Raw genomic sequence first — 19,347 nt, 5'->3', positions numbered from 1 at the left:
CGTATGGGGATGACGGTTGCGCAGAAAATCCTGGCAAGGGCCTCCGGCCTCGCCTCGGTCACGGTCGGTGACGTGGTCGAGCCGGCGGTCGATCTGGCCATGTCGCATGAGAACACGGCGCTGGTCATCAATCAGTTCGCCGAAGTCTTCGAGGGCACTGGCCTCGCGCCGGCCGTCTGGGACCCGAATCGCATCGCGGTGATCTTCGACCATCGGGTGCCCGCCGAGTCGGCCAAGACGGCCACCAATCAGAAGAAGGTCCGCGAATTCGTCGGCGCGCACCGCATCACGAAGTTCCACGACGTCCGGGGCGACACCGGCGGCATCTGTCACCAGGTGCTGGCCGAGGAAGGCTACGACCGGCCTGGCTACCTGATTGTCGGCGCCGACAGCCATACGACGAGCCACGGCGCGTTCGGCGCGCTGGCCTTCGGCGTGGGCGCGACAGAATTGGCATCCGTGTGGGCGCTCGGACGCGCAGTCAACATCCAGGTGCCGGCCACCATCAAGGTGGTGGCGCGCGGAGGGTTCAGCCGTCACGTCACGCCGAAGGATCTGATCCTCCACCTCATCGGACTGCTGACTGCTGAAGGGGCGAACTTCAAGGTGATTGAATTCCACGGCGACGGGATCACGAACATGTCGATGTCGGGCCGCCTGGTGCTCTGCAACATGTCGGTCGAGGCGGGCGCCACGTCGGGCATCGTGCCGGCCGACGCCGAAACGGTGCGCTACCTCCGCGACGAAGCCGGGGTCACCGATCCGCTCGATCTCGTCCAGCCGGATCCGGACGCGACCTACGACCGAATCGTCGAGATCGATGTCTCGACGCTCGAGCCGCAAATCGCCTGCCCGCACACGGTCGACAACGTGAAGGGCGTGGGCGCGGTCGCCGGCACGACGGTGCACCAGATCGTGATCGGTTCCTGCACCAACGGCCGGCTCGATGATCTGGAGGTAGCCTCCAAACGGCTCAAGGACCGGAAGGTGGCGCAGGGCGTGCGCATGCTGGTGTTCCCGGCATCCTGGAAGATCTACAAAGAGGCGATGCGCCGAGGTTATCTCGCGAATCTGATCGAGGCGGGCGCGGTGGTCATGAACCCAGGGTGCGGCTGCTGCCTGGGCGTGCACCAGGGGGCGCTCGGCGACGGCGAAACGGCACTATCGACCACGAACCGGAACTTCAAGGGCCGGATGGGCAACCCGACGGCCAACGTCTATCTGTGCTCGCCGGCGGTCGCAGCCGCGAGCGCCATCACCGGCGTCGTTACCGATCCGCGCGTGGGAGACTGAACATCATGGCAACGGTGGTCTACCGAACAGGCGATGACGTATCGACCGACACGATCTATCCGGGCCGCTTCATGGCGACGGTGCTGCCGGCCGAAACGCCGCAGTTCTGCTTTGCCGACGACAAGGCGTTCAACGGAGCGCTCCAGAAGAGGGCGTTCGCGCCAGGCAGCGTCATCGTCGCCGGCCAGAACTTCGGCTGTGGGTCCTCGCGCGAACAGGCAGCCTCCACGCTCAAGGGACACGGCCTTGTCGTGGTCGCCCGCGGCTTCGCGCGGATTTTCCTGCAGAACTCGTGCAACCTCGGAGTGCCCACAGTCATCTGTCCGTCGATCGAAGCCGATCTGGGAGACGAACTCGACATCACAGCCACCGCGGTCCGCAATCTGACGAAGGGCCGCGACTTCCCCATCCTCCCGCTACCGCCCGCGCGCCAGGCCATCATCGACGCCGGGGGCCTGATCGCCTACACGCGGAGAAGGCTGGTGGGGAAATAGCGGGATCGGGGATTCGGTAGCCTCCGCCTGACGTCTCGTGCGATCATGATCGGGTATGCGCCAGATCGATACGATGCTGCCGCTTGACGACGTCAAGGATCTGGCCGACGAGGTCCAGCGGTTATTCGCGGATCTGGACCGCGCACGGCCGCTTGATCGGCGTCTGCAGCCCGGCGTGTTCTCACCGACGCTCGACGCGCTGGAGACGGCGGATGCGGTCGAAATCGTCGCCGATTTGCCCGGCGTCGCGATCGAAGATATCCGGGTGCTGCTGAAAGACGATATCGTCCTGATCGTCGGCGGGAAGATGCCGTCGGATCCCGGCGATCGGACCGCCGCGAGTTTTCACCTCGTCGAACGCGACTTCGGCCGCTTCGCGCGCGCCGTTCGCGTGGGGGGCGCGCTCGATGCCAGCCGGGCGTCCGCCACGCTGGGCAATGGCGAACTGCGCGTCCGGATCCCGAAGATCGAAAACCGCCGCGGCCGGGACATCATCGTGCCGGTCACGCGCGCACCAAGCGCATGAAAATTCTGTTCATCGGCGATGTCGTCGGGCGGCCGGGCCGGGACTTGATCCGGCGGGGAGTGCCCCTCATCGTCGATCGGTTCGGGATCGACCTGACGATTGCCAACGTGGAGAATGCCGCAGCCGGTGCCGGCATCACCAGGGATAGCGGCGATGCGCTGCTCTCGTACGGCGTCGACGTGATGACCACTGGCAACCACGTGTGGGACAAGCGGGAGGCGCTCGCCTATATCGGCGCCGAACCGCGGCTGCTCCGTCCGCTGAACATGTCGGCCGAAGCGCCGGGGCGGGGCTCCTTCGTGGCGCGTGCGTCCAACGGCATGATGGTCGGCGTCATCAACGCGATGGGACGCGTGTTCATGCCGCCGGTCGACAACCCGTTCCCCGCGGTCCTTGCCGAAGTCGAACGATTGCGGCAGGAGTGCCGGTTTGTGATTGTCGACGTTCACGCCGAGGCCTCGGCCGAAAAGGTCGCGATGGGATGCTACCTGGCGGGCAAGGTGACAGCCGTGGTCGGCACCCACACGCACGTGCCGACCGCCGACGCCCGTGTACTCGAAGGCGGCACGGCGTACGTCACCGACGTGGGCATGACCGGTCCGCACGACTCGATCATCGGCGTGCAGAAGGCGGCGGCGCTCTCGCGTTTTCTCACGGGTCTGCCGGCGCGACTGGAGCCGGCGAGCGAGGGTCTGCGCTTCCAGGCAGTGATCATCACGGCGAATGACCAGAGCGGCCACGCCGAGGCGATCGAGCGGCTTGACTGGACACTGGACGAGATCATCAGCGCGGGCCGCGACGACGACCGGGACCGCGACGAAGAGTAGCTCCGACCCATGAGCGATCTGTTTGACTTGCCGTTTGACGAAGACGACGACCCCGATCCGCTGGAGGAAGCTGGCGAGATCGAACGGCCGCCCCGTGTCTTCACGGTGACGGAGGTGACCGCGGAGGTCCGCAACCTGATGGAGTCGGCGTTTGCCGAGGTCTTCGTCGAGGGCGAGATTTCGAACTGCCGCCCGTGGACGACGGGCCACGTGTACTTCACGCTGAAGGATCGGTCGGCGCAACTGAAGGCCGTGATGTGGAAGTCGGCCGCCCGGCTCGTCAGGTTCAAGCTCGAAGATGGCCTGCAGGTCGTGGCCCGCGGACGCCTGACGGTGTACGAGGCCAAGGGCGAGTATCAACTGGTCTGCGACCGGATCGAGCCGAAGGGCCTCGGGGCCCTGCAACTGGCACTCGAACAGTTGAAGCGGCGGCTGCAGGCCGAAGGGTTGCTCGACGCGGCCCGCAAGCGTCCCCTCCCGACTCTGCCGCGCAAGATCGGCATCGTGACGTCGATCGATGGCGCCGCCCTGCGCGACATCATCAAGGTGCTCGGCCGCCGGTACCCGAACGCACACCTGGTGATCGCGCCGACGCGCGTGCAGGGCGAGGGGGCGGCCGAGGATATCGCGCGCGCGCTCGGCAATGTCGGGCGAGTTGAGGGCGTCGACGTCGTGATTGTCGGGCGTGGAGGGGGTTCGATCGAAGACCTGTGGGCGTTCAACGAGGAACCCGTCGCCCGCGCGATCGCCGCCTGCCCGGTCCCGGTGATCTCGGCTGTCGGCCACGAAGTGGACGTGACACTGTCGGACCTGGTGGCCGATCGGCGGGCGCCTACACCCTCGGCCGCCGCCGAAGTGGTGGTGGCCGCGAAGAACGAGTTCGTCGGCCACATCGATGCGCTGGCCGATCGGCTCGCCTCTGCCATCACCCGCCGAGCGCAGGACAGCCGTCACGTGCTGCAGCGGATCGAGGGACGGCCGGCGTTTGCAGGCTTTCGGTCGCGGCTCGCGTTGCGCGGCCGCCACGTCGCCGAACTGCTTGGCGATCTGCAGCGGGCGGGCCGCGGCACGATTGCCCGGCGAATGCGCGCCTATCAACTGCTGCGCGATCGCCTCGACGCGCTCGATGTCAGGCGCACGCTCGCCCGCGTGCAGAAGCACCTCGCCGTGGCCGACGCGAAGCTGGCCGCCGGCATCACGAACCGGTACCACGCCGCCGACGTCGCATTCGGCGCACTCGCGGCCCGGCTCGACGCCCTGAGTCCGCTCGCGGTGCTCGGCCGCGGGTATGCGGTCTGCTGGGATGCCACGCGAGGAGCCATCGTCGTCGACGCGGCCTCGGTTGCAACGGGAACCGGCGTACGGGTGACGCTCCACAAAGGCGAGCTCGCGTGTGTCGTCACCGGACGCACGCTGGCTGGCCAACCGGACTCGGGGACGTAGTTATCGGGCGGCGGGTCGGGCGGCGGGTCGGGGAATGGTTGTGTGCCTGGGATCGCCGGGGCGGTCCGAATAGAGGCTGGGTCTCTTGACCCAGCGATCAGGGAGCAGGGATGGACGTCAAGATCAAGGATTTCGAAGCCGCCATCGCCGAACTGGAAGGCATCGTCAAGAAACTCGAAGATGGCGATCTGGCGCTCGAGCAGTCGCTCGAACTCTACGAGCGCGGCGTGCGACTCTCGCGATACTGCCACGGCCGACTCGAAGAAGCGGAGCGGCGCATCGAGATCCTCGGCGAGCGCGGCGATTTGCAGCCTGCTCCACCCGGGCTCGCCGCGGTGACCGACGATGACGATCCGCGGGCGGCGCGAGCGGATCGGGACGAGAGGGGGCGATAATCGTGACTGCGACCGTTCCCGTCGCGCTGCGCGACTACCTCGTTTCGCTCCGAAGCGACGTCGAGCGCGAGCTGAGCGCGGTGCTTCCCGGCAGCCCGACCTGCCCGGCCGTCATCGCCGACGCGATGCGCTACAGCGTGTTCGCCGGCGGCAAGCGCTTCCGGCCGATCCTCGTGCTGGCGGCGGCCGACGCCGTTGCGCCCGACACACCCGCGACACAGACACTGGCGATGCCGGCGGCATGCGCGATCGAGATGATCCACACGTACTCGCTCATCCACGACGACCTGCCCGCCATGGACAACGACACGATGCGGCGCGGCAAGCCGACGCTGCACGTCGTCTGCGGCGAGGGCATGGCGATTCTGGCGGGAGACGCCCTCCTCGCAGAGGCGTTCGCGCTGCTCGCCAGGCTGCCGGTCGATGCCGGCGACGGGGTCGTCGCGCTTCGCAAGCTTGCCGCGATCAACCGCATCGCCGAGGCGGCAGGTTCAATTGGCATGGTCGGCGGTCAGGCGATTGATCTGCTGGCCGCGGGACACGCCGCTGATCGGTCGGCGATGGATGCCGACGGCCTGCGCGACATGCACGCACGCAAGACCGGCGCGCTCATCCGCGCGTCGGCCGTCGCGGGCGCCATCATGGCCGGTGGATCACCCGAGCACATTGCCGCCATCGATCAGTACGCCACGGGCCTCGGTCTCGCGTTCCAGATCGTCGACGATGTGCTTGATGTTGTCGGAGATCGCGGGGAGCTCGGCAAGACCGTAGGCAAGGACGCGGCCGCCAACAAACCAACATACCCGGCGATGTTCGGCCTCGACGAATCGACGCGTCTCGCCCGCGAGGCCGCCGATACGGCCGTCGCCGCGCTCGCTGGCGCGCATCTGCGCGGCCACCGCCTCGCCGAGATCGCCCGGTGGGTCGTCTCGCGGACGTCGTAGTCTCCGAGACCACTTGAGCGAATGTGATCGGTGAGGCGTTTCTGATGGTAGGGGCACGGCATGCCGTGCCCTTGCGGGTTTCACGATTCCGGGTTGCAAGACGAAACAGTTGCCAGCCACTATGGCCGCCAAGCCGCGATCGCGTCTGGATGTTCTGCTCGTCGAGCGCGGCCTGGTGACGTCGCGCGAGCGAGCCCGCGCCCTGATCCTCGCCGGCCGCGCGCGGGTGAACGGAGTCCCCGTCACAAAGGCCGGCGCCCCTGTTTCCATCGATGCGGTGGTCGAGATCGAAGGATCCGACATGCCGTGGGTCGGGCGAGGCGGCCTCAAGCTGGTGCACGCGCTCGACACGTTTCAGATCGATCCAAACGGGTGCGAGGCGCTTGACATCGGCGCCTCGACCGGCGGATTCACCGAGGTCCTGCTCAGCCGCGGGGCCGTCCGCGTGGTGGCGCTCGACGTCGGACACGGCCAGCTCGACTGGAAGATTCGGACCGATCCCCGCGTCGTCGTCCTCGAGCACCGCAACGCGCGGGAGATGGTGCGCGAGTGGCTGCCCGCGCCGGTTGACATCGTGACCATTGACGTTTCGTTTATCTCCCTCCGGCTGATCCTGCCGGCCGTGCCGGCGGTGATGAATCCCGGGGGGCAGATCCTGGCGCTCGTCAAGCCGCAGTTCGAAGCGGGCCGCGACGAAGTCGGCCGCGGCGGACTTGTGCTCGACACGGCCGTCCACGAGGCCGTCCTCGCGCGCGTCACCGACACGGCCACGGCGTGCGGCTTCACAAGAGTGGGGATGACGCCGTCGGCAATCACCGGTGCGACCGGTAACCAGGAGTACTTCCTGCACCTGCGGATTTCAGCCCGTCATTCCGGCGACTTGTCCCGCCGTAGCCCTGGCACGACGGTGGGGGCGAAGGCGGAAAGCCGGAATCCAGCCCAGGAACACAACCCAGTCTTGTAGAACCACATCAGCATCGGGCGCGCGGTGTAGAATCTGGTGCACGGAAGCTGCACATATGCCATCGGAGCAGAACGCGATTCACTCGTCGACGACGCAGAGCCCACCGCGCATCACTCGTGTCGGGATCGTCGCCAAGCCCGGACTGACCGAGACCGCCGTCGAATTGACGGCAGTGACGGCGTGGCTCGATGCGCGCGGCGTCGAATCGGTGGTGGAAGACGAGACCTCGATGATGGCCGACTTGAGGTCCAGACCGAGAGCGTCGCGCGACGATCTGCCACTCCGGGTCGATCTGATGCTGGTGTTCGGCGGAGACGGGACGCTGCTTGGCATGGCTGATCGGATTGCGCAAGCCGATCGCGAGATCCCGATTCGCGGCGTCAACTTCGGCACGCTGGGATTCCTCACCGAGATTTCGGCATCCGAACTGCTGCCGTCGCTCGAGGCCGCGCTCGACGGCACCGCGACGATTGAATCCCGCATGATGCTGCGCTCGCGGGTCGAGCGGGCGGGCCTGGTGCACGTCGATCGGATCGTGCTCAACGACGTCGCGGTCACCGGCGGATCGCTTTCCCGGATTGTCGAGTTCGAGGTATTCGTGAGCGGCGACTTCGTCGCCAGGTTCAACGCCGACGGCCTCATCATTTCGAGTCCAACCGGATCGACCGCGTACAACCTGTCGGCGGGCGGCCCCATCGTGCATCCGGCGGTCGATGCGATGGTGCTGAATCCCATCGCGCCGCATGCGCTCACCAACCGGCCGATTGTCATCCCAGCCAGTGCGGAAGTGGCCGTCCAGCCCGTGCTGCAGCGCCCGGGAGACGAGGCCTTCGTGACGTTCGACGGCCAGGCTGGTCTGCAGCTCGAGACCGGAGACGTCGTCCACATTCGGCGTGCGCGCCGGCCGATGCGCCTGGTGCGAGGGTCGGCCCGCAGCTACTACGAGGTCCTGCGCACAAAGCTGCGGTGGACCGAGAGGTAGCGCGCATGGACTTCTTCACGCTCATCGAAACGCGCTGCAGCGTCCGGGCCTACACCGACCAGCCAGCATCGAAGACGCGCAAGCCGCTCGCGGACCTCATCATCACGCCACCGGCGAAGTAGGACGAATCTCCAGCCGCGAATCAATCAGTACTCGCCCCGGCTAACGGCGGCGGGAGGCCGGCGGCACTCGCGCTGGGCTCTTGCGCGATGGCGGGTCGCCGCGCGTCAGCGTCGCTCTGGTCCGCTGGTCCCTGAAGAAATCGACCTGATACATCCGCACGTTGCGGTTGTGCTCGTCGAGCGTGGACGCGAAGGCATGCGAGCCGTCGTTGCGGCTGACAAAGTAGAGGTAGTCAACCGGGGCGGGCCGTACCGCGGCCTCAAGCGAGGCACGTCCGGGTGACGCTATCGGGCCGGGGGGAAGACCGGGATAGCGGTACGTGTTGTATGGCGAATTGAAGCTGAGATCCGCGTGGGTGAGATTGCCGTGATAGCGCCCAGCCCGCTCGAGGGCGTAGATGACGGTCGGATCGCACTGCAGTCCCATCCCCGCCCGCAGACGGTTCAGGTACACTGCCGCCACGCTCGCCCGCTCGTCCGCACGCGCCGTCTCCTTCTCGACCATTGACGCGAGAATCACAACCTCGCGCGGCGACATCCCGAGCGACACGGCGGCCTCGCGTAATGCTGGGGAGAAGACCGTCTCGAAGCGCGCCACCATCCTGCGGACCAGATCCGATGCTGTGGCGCGGCGCGGCAACGCGTAGGTATCGGGAAACAAGTAACCCTCGAGATCGCGTGCGGCCGGATCGAGACCTGAGACGAGAGCCACCTCGGTCGCCGCCGCGCTGAATCCGGAGGCCGGACCGAATCCCCCCGATTCGTACAAGCGCGCCATCTGGCGAATGGTCAGCCCTTCCGGAAATGTCAGCGACCGCATGTACACGTCGCCGCGGGCGATCTTGTGAATCACCTCGTCAGGTGTCATCTCGCGGTCGAACCGGTACTCGCCGGCCTTGAGGTGCGTCGCTTCCCCGCTTCGCCACAGCGCCACCCGCCACGTGAGCATGTCGCTCACGATACCGTTCTCCACAAACAGCCGGCCGATCGCCTGCTGTCCGGTCCCCGGCGACACATCGACGAACTGCTCCGCGCCCGGGTAGCCCTTGAAGGGCTCGCTCAGGCGCGCATAGCCTGGCACAACGTAGACCGCCAGCGCGCCACCAACGGCGAGCAACAGAAGAAGGATGATGACTCGTCGCATGATGATGGTATGCGCCGGGTCTCAAGACCCGGCCTCCAGTGTGAAATCCCTGGTCGGGGGCTGAAGGAGGACGGCTTCCGAAGCGGCCCCTCGAACCAAGCCGACAGCGTCAGTCTGCAAAATGCGCCGTAAGGGCCAAGACCGGTTGCGCGAATAGCGGGACCGTCAGGCCGGCGACGAGTCCCGGCAAGGCGTTTTTTGCCGGCTTACTTCTCCCCTCCATGCCCGTCCAGATACTCCTGCAGAATCACCGCGGCGGCTGCGGCGTCCAGCCGCAGTTTGCGCTTGCGCCAGTCGCGCTCCCGCATCGCCAGCAACCCGTCGGCCTCGTGGCTGGTCAGCCGCTCGCCCTGAAGGATAACCGTCCGCCCGGATCTCGCGCGCAGCAACTCCGCGAACAAGTGGACCCGGGGCGTCTGCTGATTGGCCGACCCGTCGAGCCGGCTCGGCAGGCCGACCACGACCAGGGGAATCGGCTCGTCGTCTTGCTCGAGCGCTGTCAGTTGATCCATCACCCGGGCGACCGCGACGGTCTGGTTCGCGCTTCCGGAAATCGTTCCGACGGGGCGCGCCAGCGTGCCGGTCGGATCGCTCACCGCAATCCCGATCCGACGCTCACCATAGTCGATGCCCAGGATCCGCATGCCAGCTCGAAGGGTACTACAGCCGGGGGCCCTGGCTGCCCACCGAAATACGGTACGCTATACTGCGAAGACGCCAACCGATATCGGGAAAATCACCGTGAAGTCAACCACTGTCGTTGTCCTGGCCGGCGCGATTGCACTCGGTGCGATCCACTGCGGACGCTCCGTTCCGGCAGAGAAATTCAAACAGAAGATGGTGATCCTCGGCTACGACGGCATGGACCCCGTGCTGACGGAGCGCTGGATCGCCGAAGGCCGGCTGCCGAATCTTGCGAAGCTGGCCGCACAGGGCGGCTTCTCCCGCCTTGGCACGAGCCATTCGCCGGAGTCACCGACCTCGTGGTCGTCATTTGCGACCGGAACCAACGCGGGCAAGCACAACATCTTCGATTTCCTGGTGCGCGACCCGAAGACGTACATGCCCGATCTGGGCATCGTCACCAAGGTGCCGCCCGAGTTCCTCTTCAATTACATTCCGATCAAGAAGCCGGAGATTCACTCCATCCGCGGCGGCACGTCGTTCTGGGTCACCGCCGGCCAGGCCGGCGTGCGATCGAGCCTCCTGACGGTGCCGATCACGTTTCCCGCGGAGCAGGTGGAAAACGGCGAGCTGCTGTCCGGGCTTCCGTTGCCCGACATCCGCGGCACCATCGGCACGTTCTACTATTTCGCCTCCGACCTCTCGCGGTACGAAGAAGGCAACACCGAGATGGGCGGCATTTTGAAGCGGCTGGTCTTCGCCCAGAACGTGGCCCGCACGGAACTGGTCGGTCCGCCCAATCCGATCGTCAAGGCCCAGCAGCGCACGATTCAGGCGAAGGGCCCCGCCCTCTCCGACGGTGACAAGGCCGAACTGGCCGAACTGGCGGCCCGCGAGGATATCCGGATCCCGATCACCATCCGCTGGAATCGCCCGGAGCGCAAAGCCACAATCGAGATCCAGGACACGACCGTCAGTCTGGCCGAAGGCGGCTGGAGCAAATGGGTGCCGATCGAGTTCCGCGTCAACTACCTCGTGCGGCTGCACGGCATGGCGCAGATGTACCTGGTGGGCGCCGACAAAGAGCTCCGGCTGTACGTCTCGCCGGTGAACTGGCGGCCCGACGATCCGCCGTACCCGATTTCGTCGCCGGCGTCGTTCTCGAAGGATCTCGACGATCGGCTGGGGCACTTCCGGACGCTGGGCTGGGCCGAGGCGACCTGGCCGCTCAACGAAGACCGCATCGACGAGAAGACGTTCATGGACGATCTGTTCCGCGCGTTCGACGATCGCGCCCAGGTCATCATGCACCGTCTCGACGCGCGCGGGTGGGATCTGCTCGTCGGCGTGATCGAATCCACCGACCGCGTGAGCCACATGATGTGGCGGTTCGAGGACAAGACGCACCCGATGTACGACGCCCAGCTGGCGGCGAAATACGGCGACTCGATCCTGCGCGTCTACCAGCGCGTGGATCAGATGGTCGGCGAAGTCGTCAAGCGCGTCGGTCCGGACACCCAGGTGATTGTGATGTCGGACCACGGATTCCATTCGTTCCGGCAGGCGGTCAACCTCAATACCTGGCTGGTGAACGAGGGGTACCTGGCCATCAAGGGCCAGCGCACGGAACAGAAGAACCTCAGCAACCTCTTCCTCGGCAGCGGCCAGTTCTGGGAAAACGTGGACTGGTCGCGGACCAAGGCGTACGCGATGGGCCTCGGCCAGGCCTTCATCAACCTGAAAGGCCGTGAGGGCCAGGGCACCGTCGACCCGGACGACTACAAGAAGGTGGTCGACGATCTGGCGGCCAGGCTGCTGACCGTCACCGACCCGTCCAACGGCGCGCGCATCATCAGCGGCGTGTACAAACGCGACGACATCTACTCAGGGGAGTTCGTCAAGGACGCGCCCGACTTGCAGGTCGGCATGGTCGATGGCTACCGCGTGTCGTGGCAGACGACCCTCGGAGGATCGCCGCCCGGGAGCATCGTGTATCCCAACATGAGAAAGTGGAGCGGCGATCACTGCGGGTTCGACTACAAGACGATCCCGGGGCTGCTCATCTCGAACCGCAAGGTCACGGCCGCTGATCCGAACATCGTTGACCTGGCCCCGTCGGTACTCAAGTACTTCGGCATCGCCATCCCGAAGATCATCGACGGTAAGCCGCTGTTCTGACGCCCATGACCCTCCAGACGGCGCGCCCGCACGCGGGGTTCCCCTCTCGCCCACCGAGGGCGTGGCGGGGGTTCTGCGTGGCGGCGGCGTGCGTCCTGCTGGTCGCCGCCACCGGCGCGCAGGTCCCGTCCGACAAGGCGCGCGCGGACGAACTGGCCAGGCGGGCCACCGCGCGCATCAGGGCCCTGCAACGTGAGGCGGACTCGCTCGCGGCGCACGAACGTACGCTGCTCGACCAGTTGCGCCGGCTCGAAGTCCAGCGCGATCTGCGGGCTGAGCAATACGCGCAAGGGGAACGGGACCTCGCGGGCATCCAGCACGATCTGGGCGCGATCGTGACACGGATCGATCAGTTCGAGGCGCGGGCGGCCGCGCAGGCGGCGGTGCTGTCGTCGCGGATGGTCGAGTTGTACAAACTCGGCAAGGCGGGCTACGCTCGGCTGCTGCTCAGCGTGGATGACCTGCGTGAGGCAGGCCGCGCCTATCGCTTCGTCTCGGCGCTGCAGCAACTGGACCGGCAGCGCGTGGCCGAGCACGACCGCACGCTCGCGGACCTGCGGCGCGACCGGGCCTCGCTTGAAGACCGGCGACGGCAGCTCCTTATGGTCCAGGAACAGGTGAGCGCCTCCAAGGCCGCGGCCGCCGGGGCCGCGACGGCACAGGCCGCGCTGATTCGGCAGATCGATCAGCGCCGCGATCTCGCCGCCCAGTTGATGGGCGAACTCCAGGTGGCTCAGCAGAAACTCCAGCAGCAGGTGGCCGGCTTCGAGCAGGGCGGCCGCGCGGGCGAGGCGGCCGGCCCGCTCGCCTTGCCCCTCCGCCCGTTCCGCGGTGACCTCGACTGGCCGCTCGACGGGCGCGTGCTCGCGCCGTTCGGTCAGCAGTTCGCTCAGCCGCGGCCCGGGACCACCGGCATCAGCAACGGCATCCGCATCGGGGCGGCTCCGGGTGCGCCGGTGCACGTCATTCACGAGGGCACCGTGGTGTTCGCCGAGCCGTTCACCGGATTTGGTAACCTCGTGATCGTCGACCACGGGGGGCAGGCGTGGACCATGTACGGCACCCTGTCGACGATGACGGTATCGGCCGGCACCCGCGTGATCAGGGGCCAGAGCGTGGGCTCAGCGGGCACGTCACCCGATGGCGTGGCGTCGATCTATTTCGAACTGCGCGTCGACGGCAAGGCGGTCGATCCGCTACAATGGCTCAGGAAGAAGTAATACACTCCCCCTAAACATGACCACCCGCACCCGCATCGCTGTTGTCCTGATCTCGGCGCCTGTCCTGGCATTCGCCGTGATGGGCAGTCTGCTGGGCCGGACGTCGGCTGGTCAGGAAACGTATCCGCACCTGCGGGTCTTCGACGACGTGTTCAGCCTGACGACAAACAACTACGTCGAACCGGTAGACGTCGAGAAGCTGATGCACGGCGCGATGACCGGCCTGGCGGATTCGCTCGACGCCGATAGCGCGTTTCTCACGGCCGACCAGGCCAGGGCCGTCGAATCCGGCGCGCCACTGGCCGCGGGTGAAATCGGCGTGGATCTGACGCGGCAGTACTACCTCCGGATCATCGCGGTGCGCGATGGATCGCCGGCGGCCAGAGCCGGTCTGCGCTCGGGAGATTTCGTGCGGCTGATCGATCGACAGCCAACCCGGGAGATGTCGGTCTGGGAAGGCGTGCGCACGCTGCGCGGCAAGCCGGGCTCGCCGGTCAGCGTCACGATCATCAGGGGGAATGCGGCCGATCCGCACGTGATCAGCCTGACACGCGAAGAGATGATGCCTGCGCCGCTCACCTCGAAGATGGCGGGCACGGGTGTGGGGGTGGTTCGGATCGCCGAATTCACCGATCAGACACCGTCGGCGCTGCGCACCTCCATCGCGCAACTGCAGAAGAGCGGCGCGAAGGCGCTGGTGCTCGACCTGCGGAATACGACGCGGGGGCCGCTGCTGGCCGGTCTGGCGACGGCGAGGCTGTTTGTGGCGTCCGGCACGCTGGCCATGCGGGATACGCGGGGCGCGACACGGGAAACGATCGCGGCTGTCACAGGCGACGGGAGCCTCGCCCTCCCGCTGGCGCTGCTGGTGGACGGCGGGACCAGCGGAGCGGCGGAGCTGTTGGCCTCGGCGCTGGCCGGCCAGAAGCGCGCGGAGCTGTTCGGCGAGCGAACCGGAGGCCGAACCGCGCAGCAACGCCTGTTCAAGCTGCCCGACGGCAGCGCGCTGTGGATGTCCTACGCCTGGTACCTGACACCGGCGGGGAACCCGATCCACGAGCGCGGATTGCAGCCGGATGTGGCGATTGAGCAGCCCGATCTTGAATTTGGCGCGGAGCCCCCGGCTGCCGATGCGACGCTCGACAAGGCGGTCGAGCGGCTTCGCAGCCGACTGTGAACGTGATCGTTGACGATTGGGGCTTGACACGCCAGTACACGTTGCGTATAAACGCGACGGCGCAGTGGGAGCGGTCATCCCACCACCGCACGGCCCAGTAGAGGAGGACAGATGAACAAGCAGGAGTTTATTGCCAAGCTCGTGAAAGAGACGGGCGCGACCAAGGCGGCTGCCGGGAAGTTCCTGGAAGCCACGCTCGCCACGATTCGGATCGCGCTGAAGAAGGGCGACACCGTGTCGTTCGTCGGCTTCGGCACGTTCAAGACATCGCAGCGCAAGGCGCGCACCGCGCGAAACCCGCGCACCGGCGCCCCGATCAAGATCGCCAAGCGCCGCGTCGCGCGCTTCACGGCTGGCAAGGCCCTGAAAGACGCCGTCAAGTAGAGGCGTGGCGCTGCAGCATTCGCGACAACCCCGGTCCTGCCGGTTCGGGCTCACGATGGGCCCATCCAGCACTGGTCGGCAGGGCCGGGAACCCACCTCGAAACCCCTCCTTCGCGTTGACGGATCTGCAAGCCGGTTGCTATACTGGATGGTCCGGTAAGCCTTGTCTTTCCGATGATTAGGCGCGTAGCTCAGCTGGTTAGAGCGCCTGCTTGACACGCAGGAGGTCAGCGGTTCGAGTCCGCTCGTGCCTACCACTGCCCCTCGCCCCCAGCCGGCGCGGAGGGCATCTGGGGTGAGAAACGGGACCCTCGCAAGGGACGGGACCTGCCGACGTTCTTGATGGATCAGATTACGGTCACACTCCCTGACGGCGCAAGCCGGGGAGTCACACGAGGCACTCGCATCAGCGAGTTTGCGGCATCGATTTCGCCGCGGCTGGCGAAGTCTGCCCTGGCGGCCGTCGTCGACGGGCGGCTCGTCGATCTGTCGAGTGCGATCGAGGCCGACGAGTCGATCCGGATCGTGACGGCGGACAGCCCCGAAGCGCTCGGTCTGTACCGGCACTCGACCGCGCACCTGATGGCCGCCGCCGTGACCACGCTGTTTCCGGGCGCCCAGTGCGGCGTCGGGCCCGCCACCGACGACGGCTTCTTCTATGACTTCGTCGTGGATCGCCCGTTCGTGCCCGAGGACCTCGACGCGATCGAAGCGAAGATGCGGGAATTCGCCTCGCGCGACCTCCGGTTCGAGCGAACGCTGCTCCCCAAGGAAGAGGCCAAGGCGCGCTTCACCCGGCGCGGCGAACCGCTCAAGGTCGAGTTGATCGAAGAGAAGGGCGGCGCAACGGTGTCGTGCTACACGATCGCCGATGTGTTCATCGATTTCTGCACCGGCCCGCACGTCCCATCGGCGAACAAGCTCAGGGCGTTCAAGCTGCTGAGCACGTCGAACGCGTACTGGAAGGGCGACGCGTCCAGGCAGCCGATGCAGCGCATCTACGGCACGGCATTCTTCAGCGACGCCGACCTGAAGGCCTATCTGCAGCGGATCGAGGAAGCGAAGAAGCGCGACCATCGCAAGCTCGGCCGCGAGCTGGGTCTGTTCACGTTTCATCCGTGGGCGCCGGGCGCCGCATTCTGGCTGTCGAAGGGCACGACGCTCTACAATGAGCTCGCCAACTACATGCGCGCGGTGCTGTTCCCCGCCGGCTACGCCGAGGTCAAGACGCCGCTCATCTACAACAAAGCGCTCTGGGAAACGTCCGGGCACTGGCAGCACTATCGGGAGAACATGTTCCTGGTCGAGTCGGAAGGCCAGCAGATGGGCGTGAAGGCGATGAACTGCCCGGGCCACATGCTCGTGTTCGGCACGGGCACCCGCAGCTATCGCGATCTGCCGCTGCGGCTTCACGAGCAGACGCCGCTGCATCGCAACGAAGCGTCTGGCGTGCTGTCCGGCCTCACCCGCGTCCGGCAGTTCGCGCAGGATGACGCGCACATCTTCGTGATGGAGTCGCAGATTGGCGAAGAGGTCGAGCGGCTCCTCCGGCTGGTGCAGCGGGTGTACGGCGACTTCGGGTTGACGGTGCAGATGAAGCTGTCGACGCGGCCCGAGCAGTTCCTCGGCGAAGTGGCCACATGGGATCACGCCGAGTCCGAGCTCAAGCAGGCGCTCGATGCGGTCGGACTGCCCTACGACATCAACGCCGGTGACGGCGCGTTCTACGGACCCAAGATCGACTTCGACGTGCTGGATGCGATCGGCCGCAAGTGGCAATGTGCCACGATCCAGCTCGACTACCAGCTGCCCCAGCGTTTCGACCTGAAGTACATCGGGGCCGACAATGCCGAACACCGCCCGGTGGTCATTCATCGGGCGATCTTCGGCAGTTTCGAGCGCTTCATCGCCCTGCTGATCGAGAACTACGCCGGCGCGTTCCCGCTCTGGGTGGCGCCGGTGCAGGCCATGGTCCTGCCGATCGCGGATCGGCACATGGCGTACGCGGCCGGCGTGCGGGATACACTGGTGGCGGCCGGGCTGCGCGTGGAGCTGGACGACCGTCAGGAGAAGATCGGGTACAAGATCCGCGAGGCGCAACTGCAGAAGGTGCCGTACATGCTGGTGGTCGGCGATCGCGAGATGGCCGATGGCACCGTGGCGGTGCGAAGCCGCGCCGCCGGAGACCTGGGTCCGCGCGCTGTCGAGGCATTTCTCGACACCGCGCGCGAGGAAATTCGCCGCAAGGGGCACAAGCCCCAGGCATTGTAGGGGGAGGCGCATATCGCTTTCGAACGTTCTGGTCCTCGCCGTGAAGAACGCACCCGCATCAACGAACGCATCCGCGTCCGCGAGATCCGGGTGATCGACGACACCGGCGCGCAATTGGGCATCATGCCGCCCCCGCAGGCGCTCGCGCTGGCGCGGTCCAAAGGCCTGGACCTGGTTGAGGTGGCCGCCGCGGCCACGCCACCGGTGTGCCGGATCATGGACTTCGGGAAGTACCAGTACCAGGAACAAAAACGCACTCGCGAGGCCCGAAAGCACCAGAAGGTGATCGAGGTCAAGGAGATCAAGTTCCGCCCCAAGGTCGACGAGCACGACTACGAGTTCAAGAAGAAGCATATCGAGCGCTTCCTGGCCGACGGGGACAAGGTGAAGGCGACGATCTTCTTTCGCGGCCGCGAGAACGCGCACCCCGAAATCGGGAGGCGCATCCTCGATCGGCTGCTCGCCGAGTTGAGCCAGGAGGCCGTGGCCGAGAATATGCCCCAGAAAGAGGGCAACACGATGCACGTGATTCTGGCCAAGCGCACGAGCAGCAGCCCCAAGCATCCCGTGGCCCCGCGACCGGCGCCACGCCCGGCGGTGCCGCCGATCGAAAATGCGGTGGCGGTCGCGAGCGCGCCGGCCGAGGTCGTGGTGGAGCCGGAATCAGAGGATGTCGCTCCGGACGCGTAAACGGGCCGGCGAGCGATCGTCAGACGACAGGAGAGTAGAGACGTTATGCCGAAGATTAAGACACATCGGGGCGCCGCGAAGCGCTTCAAGAAGACAGCGACCGGGAAGTTCGTGCGCCATTCCGCGTTCAAGCGTCATTTGCTGGGGAGCAAGACCACGAAGCGCAAGCGGCAGCTGACGAAGCCGACCGTGGTCTCGAAATCAGATCACGGGACGCTCGAGAAGATGCTGCCGTACAAGTAGGCGCCTTCGCTCCCCTGGGGAGCTTCGGCGCCCAAGGGCGCCGGGCGCGAAGAGTTGGGATCCGCATCAGGGACTCGGGGTTGCCACCCCCCGCGATCGATGTCGGTCCTGTAACGGGCTGGGGCTGCGGCCCCGTCCACGTCCACTGACCAACGAAGTGGCTGAAGAGAGACCATTATGCCGAGAGTCAAGCGTGGCACCGTCCGGAGAGCCAAGCGCAAACGGCTCCTGGGACGTGCCAAAGGGTACTTCCTCAACAAGAGCAAGCTGTACAGGGCCGCCAAAGAGGCGGTCGACAAGGCCCTCGGATACGCCTTTGTCGGCCGTCGTAACAAGAAGCGGGACTTCCGGCGCTTGTGGATCGTCCGCATCAACGCCGCTGCCCGCGAGCAGAACTGGACGTACCGGGAGCTGGTGCACGGGCTGACACTGGCCGGCATCACGATTGACCGGAAGCATCTTGCGGATCTGGCGGTCAACGACAAGCCAGGCTTCAAGGCGATCCTCGAGCAGGCGCGCCGCGCGTCGGACGCGGCGCCCAAGCCGGCGGCGCCCACACCCGCCCCGCCCAAGGCCGCCACCACCGCGAAGCCGAAGGCCAAGGCGAAGGCGTAACGCCACGACAACAGGCGACGGAGCAGCTATGGCAAAGACGGAACGGCCGGCCGGCACCGAGGCGCTTGATCGGCTCGAAGACAAGGTGAGATTGCTCGTGGCTCTGGTCGGCCGGATGCGCAGCGAACAGGCGCAGACGGCCGACGCGCTCCAACGAGCCACCGGCGAGCTCGACCAGGCCAGGATCCGCCTCAAGGAGGCGGACGGGGCCAGCGCCGAGATCGTGGCGCTCAAGGACGAACGGGAGACGATTCGCACGCGCGTCAGCTCGCTGCTGGCGCAGATCGAGGATCTCAACCTCTAAGGGGCCCGCCATGGCCGAAGTCGTGGTTCCCGTCGAGATCCTCGGGCAACGGTACCCCATCCGCGGCATGCTGGATGCCGCGTACATCCAGCAGCTCGCCAGTTTTGTGGACGAGAAGATGCGGGCGGCCGCCGGCACGACGTCGGAGACCGACTCGGCGCGGGTGGCGGTGGTTGCGGCCCTCAATATCGCCGACGAGGTGTTCCGGCTCAGGGCCCCGGCCGAGAGCCGGGACGCCGAAGTCGCCGCACGGCTCGCCAGCCTCGAACAGTTGATAGACCAGGCGCTCGCCGGCTGAGCGGGCATTTCTTGCGGGCTCGCCTCGCGAGAACGCGCGGCCATCTGGGCGAGTCGAAGCACTGAGCCGGGCAGCCGTTTCGGAACCCATAGTAAGTGATCCCTGAGAAACAGCAGGCGGGGTCGACGCCGGTGCGCTGACGGGGCAGCTGGCCCGGGCGGCGCTATTGTCGCATTCGGAAGAAAGGGCTTGACTTTATGGGAGTCTGT

At 66.5% G+C, this 19,347-nt stretch carries 20 protein-coding genes, 1 tRNA gene and 1 pseudogene; 20 read left to right on the top strand and 2 right to left on the bottom strand.

Annotated elements, in window-relative coordinates; all coding sequences use genetic code 11:
• The first annotated feature begins 3 nt into the window (after window positions 1-3).
• The 9 genes from NTV05_02425 (at window position 4) to NTV05_02385 (ending at window position 7,868) form a co-directional block, all read left to right on the top strand.
• Window positions 4-1,293 carry a 3-isopropylmalate dehydratase large subunit gene (locus NTV05_02425; GenBank protein MCX6543250.1) on the top strand — a complete coding sequence of 430 codons (1,290 nt, stop codon included), beginning with the start codon at window positions 4-6 and terminating at the stop codon, window positions 1,291-1,293.
• Between the two features lie 5 nt (window positions 1,294-1,298).
• Complete coding sequence (locus tag NTV05_02420; protein ID MCX6543249.1) at window positions 1,299-1,787, top strand: 3-isopropylmalate dehydratase; 489 nt, start codon at window positions 1,299-1,301, stop codon at window positions 1,785-1,787.
• A gap of 55 nt (window positions 1,788-1,842) precedes the next feature.
• A complete protein-coding gene (locus NTV05_02415; GenBank protein MCX6543248.1) occupies window positions 1,843-2,313 on the top strand; it encodes an Hsp20/alpha crystallin family protein in 471 nt (156 codons plus the stop codon).
• On the top strand, window positions 2,310-3,140 hold the full coding sequence (locus NTV05_02410; GenBank protein MCX6543247.1) for a TIGR00282 family metallophosphoesterase: 831 nt from the start codon (window positions 2,310-2,312) through the stop codon (window positions 3,138-3,140). The genes NTV05_02415 and NTV05_02410 overlap by 4 nt, the downstream gene beginning before the upstream one ends.
• A 9-nt stretch (window positions 3,141-3,149) precedes the next feature.
• Entirely contained in the window at window positions 3,150-4,583 is a 1,434-nt protein-coding gene (xseA, locus tag NTV05_02405) for an exodeoxyribonuclease VII large subunit (protein ID MCX6543246.1), read from the top strand.
• Between the two features lie 110 nt (window positions 4,584-4,693).
• Entirely contained in the window at window positions 4,694-4,978 is a 285-nt protein-coding gene (gene xseB, locus NTV05_02400; protein MCX6543245.1) for an exodeoxyribonuclease VII small subunit, read from the top strand.
• Between the two features lie 2 nt (window positions 4,979-4,980).
• Window positions 4,981-5,922 (top strand): polyprenyl synthetase family protein, encoded by a 942-nt coding sequence (locus NTV05_02395; GenBank protein MCX6543244.1) that lies wholly within the window; start codon window positions 4,981-4,983, stop codon window positions 5,920-5,922.
• Between the two features lie 109 nt (window positions 5,923-6,031).
• Entirely contained in the window at window positions 6,032-6,886 is an 855-nt protein-coding gene (locus NTV05_02390; GenBank protein ID MCX6543243.1) for a TlyA family RNA methyltransferase, read from the top strand.
• A gap of 55 nt (window positions 6,887-6,941) precedes the next feature.
• Window positions 6,942-7,868 (top strand): NAD(+)/NADH kinase, encoded by a 927-nt coding sequence (locus NTV05_02385; GenBank protein MCX6543242.1) that lies wholly within the window; start codon window positions 6,942-6,944, stop codon window positions 7,866-7,868.
• Window positions 7,869-8,030: 162 nt separating this feature from the next.
• On the opposite strand, the gene mltG is transcribed toward NTV05_02385, so the two are convergent.
• The gene (gene mltG / locus NTV05_02380; protein ID MCX6543241.1) at window positions 8,031-9,134 is read right to left on the bottom strand and encodes an endolytic transglycosylase MltG; all 1,104 of its coding nucleotides are present in this window, start codon (window positions 9,132-9,134) and stop codon (window positions 8,031-8,033) included.
• 206 nt (window positions 9,135-9,340) lie between these two features.
• A complete protein-coding gene (gene ruvX / locus NTV05_02375) occupies window positions 9,341-9,778 on the bottom strand; it encodes a Holliday junction resolvase RuvX (protein MCX6543240.1) in 438 nt (145 codons plus the stop codon).
• 97 nt (window positions 9,779-9,875) lie between these two features.
• On the opposite strand from ruvX, the gene NTV05_02370 reads away from it, so the two are divergent.
• The 11 genes and pseudogenes from NTV05_02370 (at window position 9,876) to NTV05_02320 (ending at window position 19,138) form a co-directional block, all read left to right on the top strand.
• A complete protein-coding gene (locus NTV05_02370) occupies window positions 9,876-11,936 on the top strand; it encodes an alkaline phosphatase family protein (protein MCX6543239.1) in 2,061 nt (686 codons plus the stop codon).
• 77 nt (window positions 11,937-12,013) lie between these two features.
• Window positions 12,014-13,156 (top strand): peptidoglycan DD-metalloendopeptidase family protein, encoded by a 1,143-nt coding sequence (locus NTV05_02365; GenBank protein ID MCX6543238.1) that lies wholly within the window; start codon window positions 12,014-12,016, stop codon window positions 13,154-13,156.
• A gap of 16 nt (window positions 13,157-13,172) precedes the next feature.
• On the top strand, window positions 13,173-14,333 hold the full coding sequence (locus NTV05_02360) for a S41 family peptidase (GenBank protein MCX6543237.1): 1,161 nt from the start codon (window positions 13,173-13,175) through the stop codon (window positions 14,331-14,333).
• An 87-nt stretch (window positions 14,334-14,420) separates the two neighbouring features.
• Window positions 14,421-14,717: pseudogene (locus NTV05_02355) on the top strand (HU family DNA-binding protein).
• Window positions 14,718-14,897: 180 nt separating this feature from the next.
• Window positions 14,898-14,974, top strand: a tRNA-Val gene (locus NTV05_02350).
• An 85-nt stretch (window positions 14,975-15,059) separates the two neighbouring features.
• A complete protein-coding gene (gene thrS, locus NTV05_02345) occupies window positions 15,060-16,988 on the top strand; it encodes a threonine--tRNA ligase (protein MCX6543236.1) in 1,929 nt (642 codons plus the stop codon).
• A 12-nt stretch (window positions 16,989-17,000) separates the two neighbouring features.
• Window positions 17,001-17,678, top strand: a complete 678-nt coding sequence (gene infC / locus NTV05_02340) for a translation initiation factor IF-3 (GenBank protein MCX6543235.1) — start codon at window positions 17,001-17,003, stop codon at window positions 17,676-17,678.
• 45 nt (window positions 17,679-17,723) lie between these two features.
• Entirely contained in the window at window positions 17,724-17,921 is a 198-nt protein-coding gene (gene rpmI / locus NTV05_02335; GenBank protein MCX6543234.1) for a 50S ribosomal protein L35, read from the top strand.
• 177 nt (window positions 17,922-18,098) lie between these two features.
• Window positions 18,099-18,536: a 50S ribosomal protein L20 gene (gene rplT / locus NTV05_02330; GenBank protein ID MCX6543233.1), complete on the top strand. Its 438-nt coding sequence runs from the start codon at window positions 18,099-18,101 to the stop codon at window positions 18,534-18,536.
• A 28-nt stretch (window positions 18,537-18,564) separates the two neighbouring features.
• The gene (locus NTV05_02325; GenBank protein MCX6543232.1) at window positions 18,565-18,840 is read left to right on the top strand and encodes a hypothetical protein; all 276 of its coding nucleotides are present in this window, start codon (window positions 18,565-18,567) and stop codon (window positions 18,838-18,840) included.
• A 10-nt stretch (window positions 18,841-18,850) separates the two neighbouring features.
• The gene (locus tag NTV05_02320; protein ID MCX6543231.1) at window positions 18,851-19,138 is read left to right on the top strand and encodes a cell division protein ZapA; all 288 of its coding nucleotides are present in this window, start codon (window positions 18,851-18,853) and stop codon (window positions 19,136-19,138) included.
• Window positions 19,139-19,347: the final 209 nt, after the last annotated feature.

Source organism: Acidobacteriota bacterium (genome assembly GCA_026393755.1).
Taxonomy (GTDB): domain Bacteria; phylum Acidobacteriota; class Vicinamibacteria; order Vicinamibacterales; family JAKQTR01; genus JBAXOX01.
This window is presented reverse-complemented; position numbering and strand designations above follow the sequence as displayed.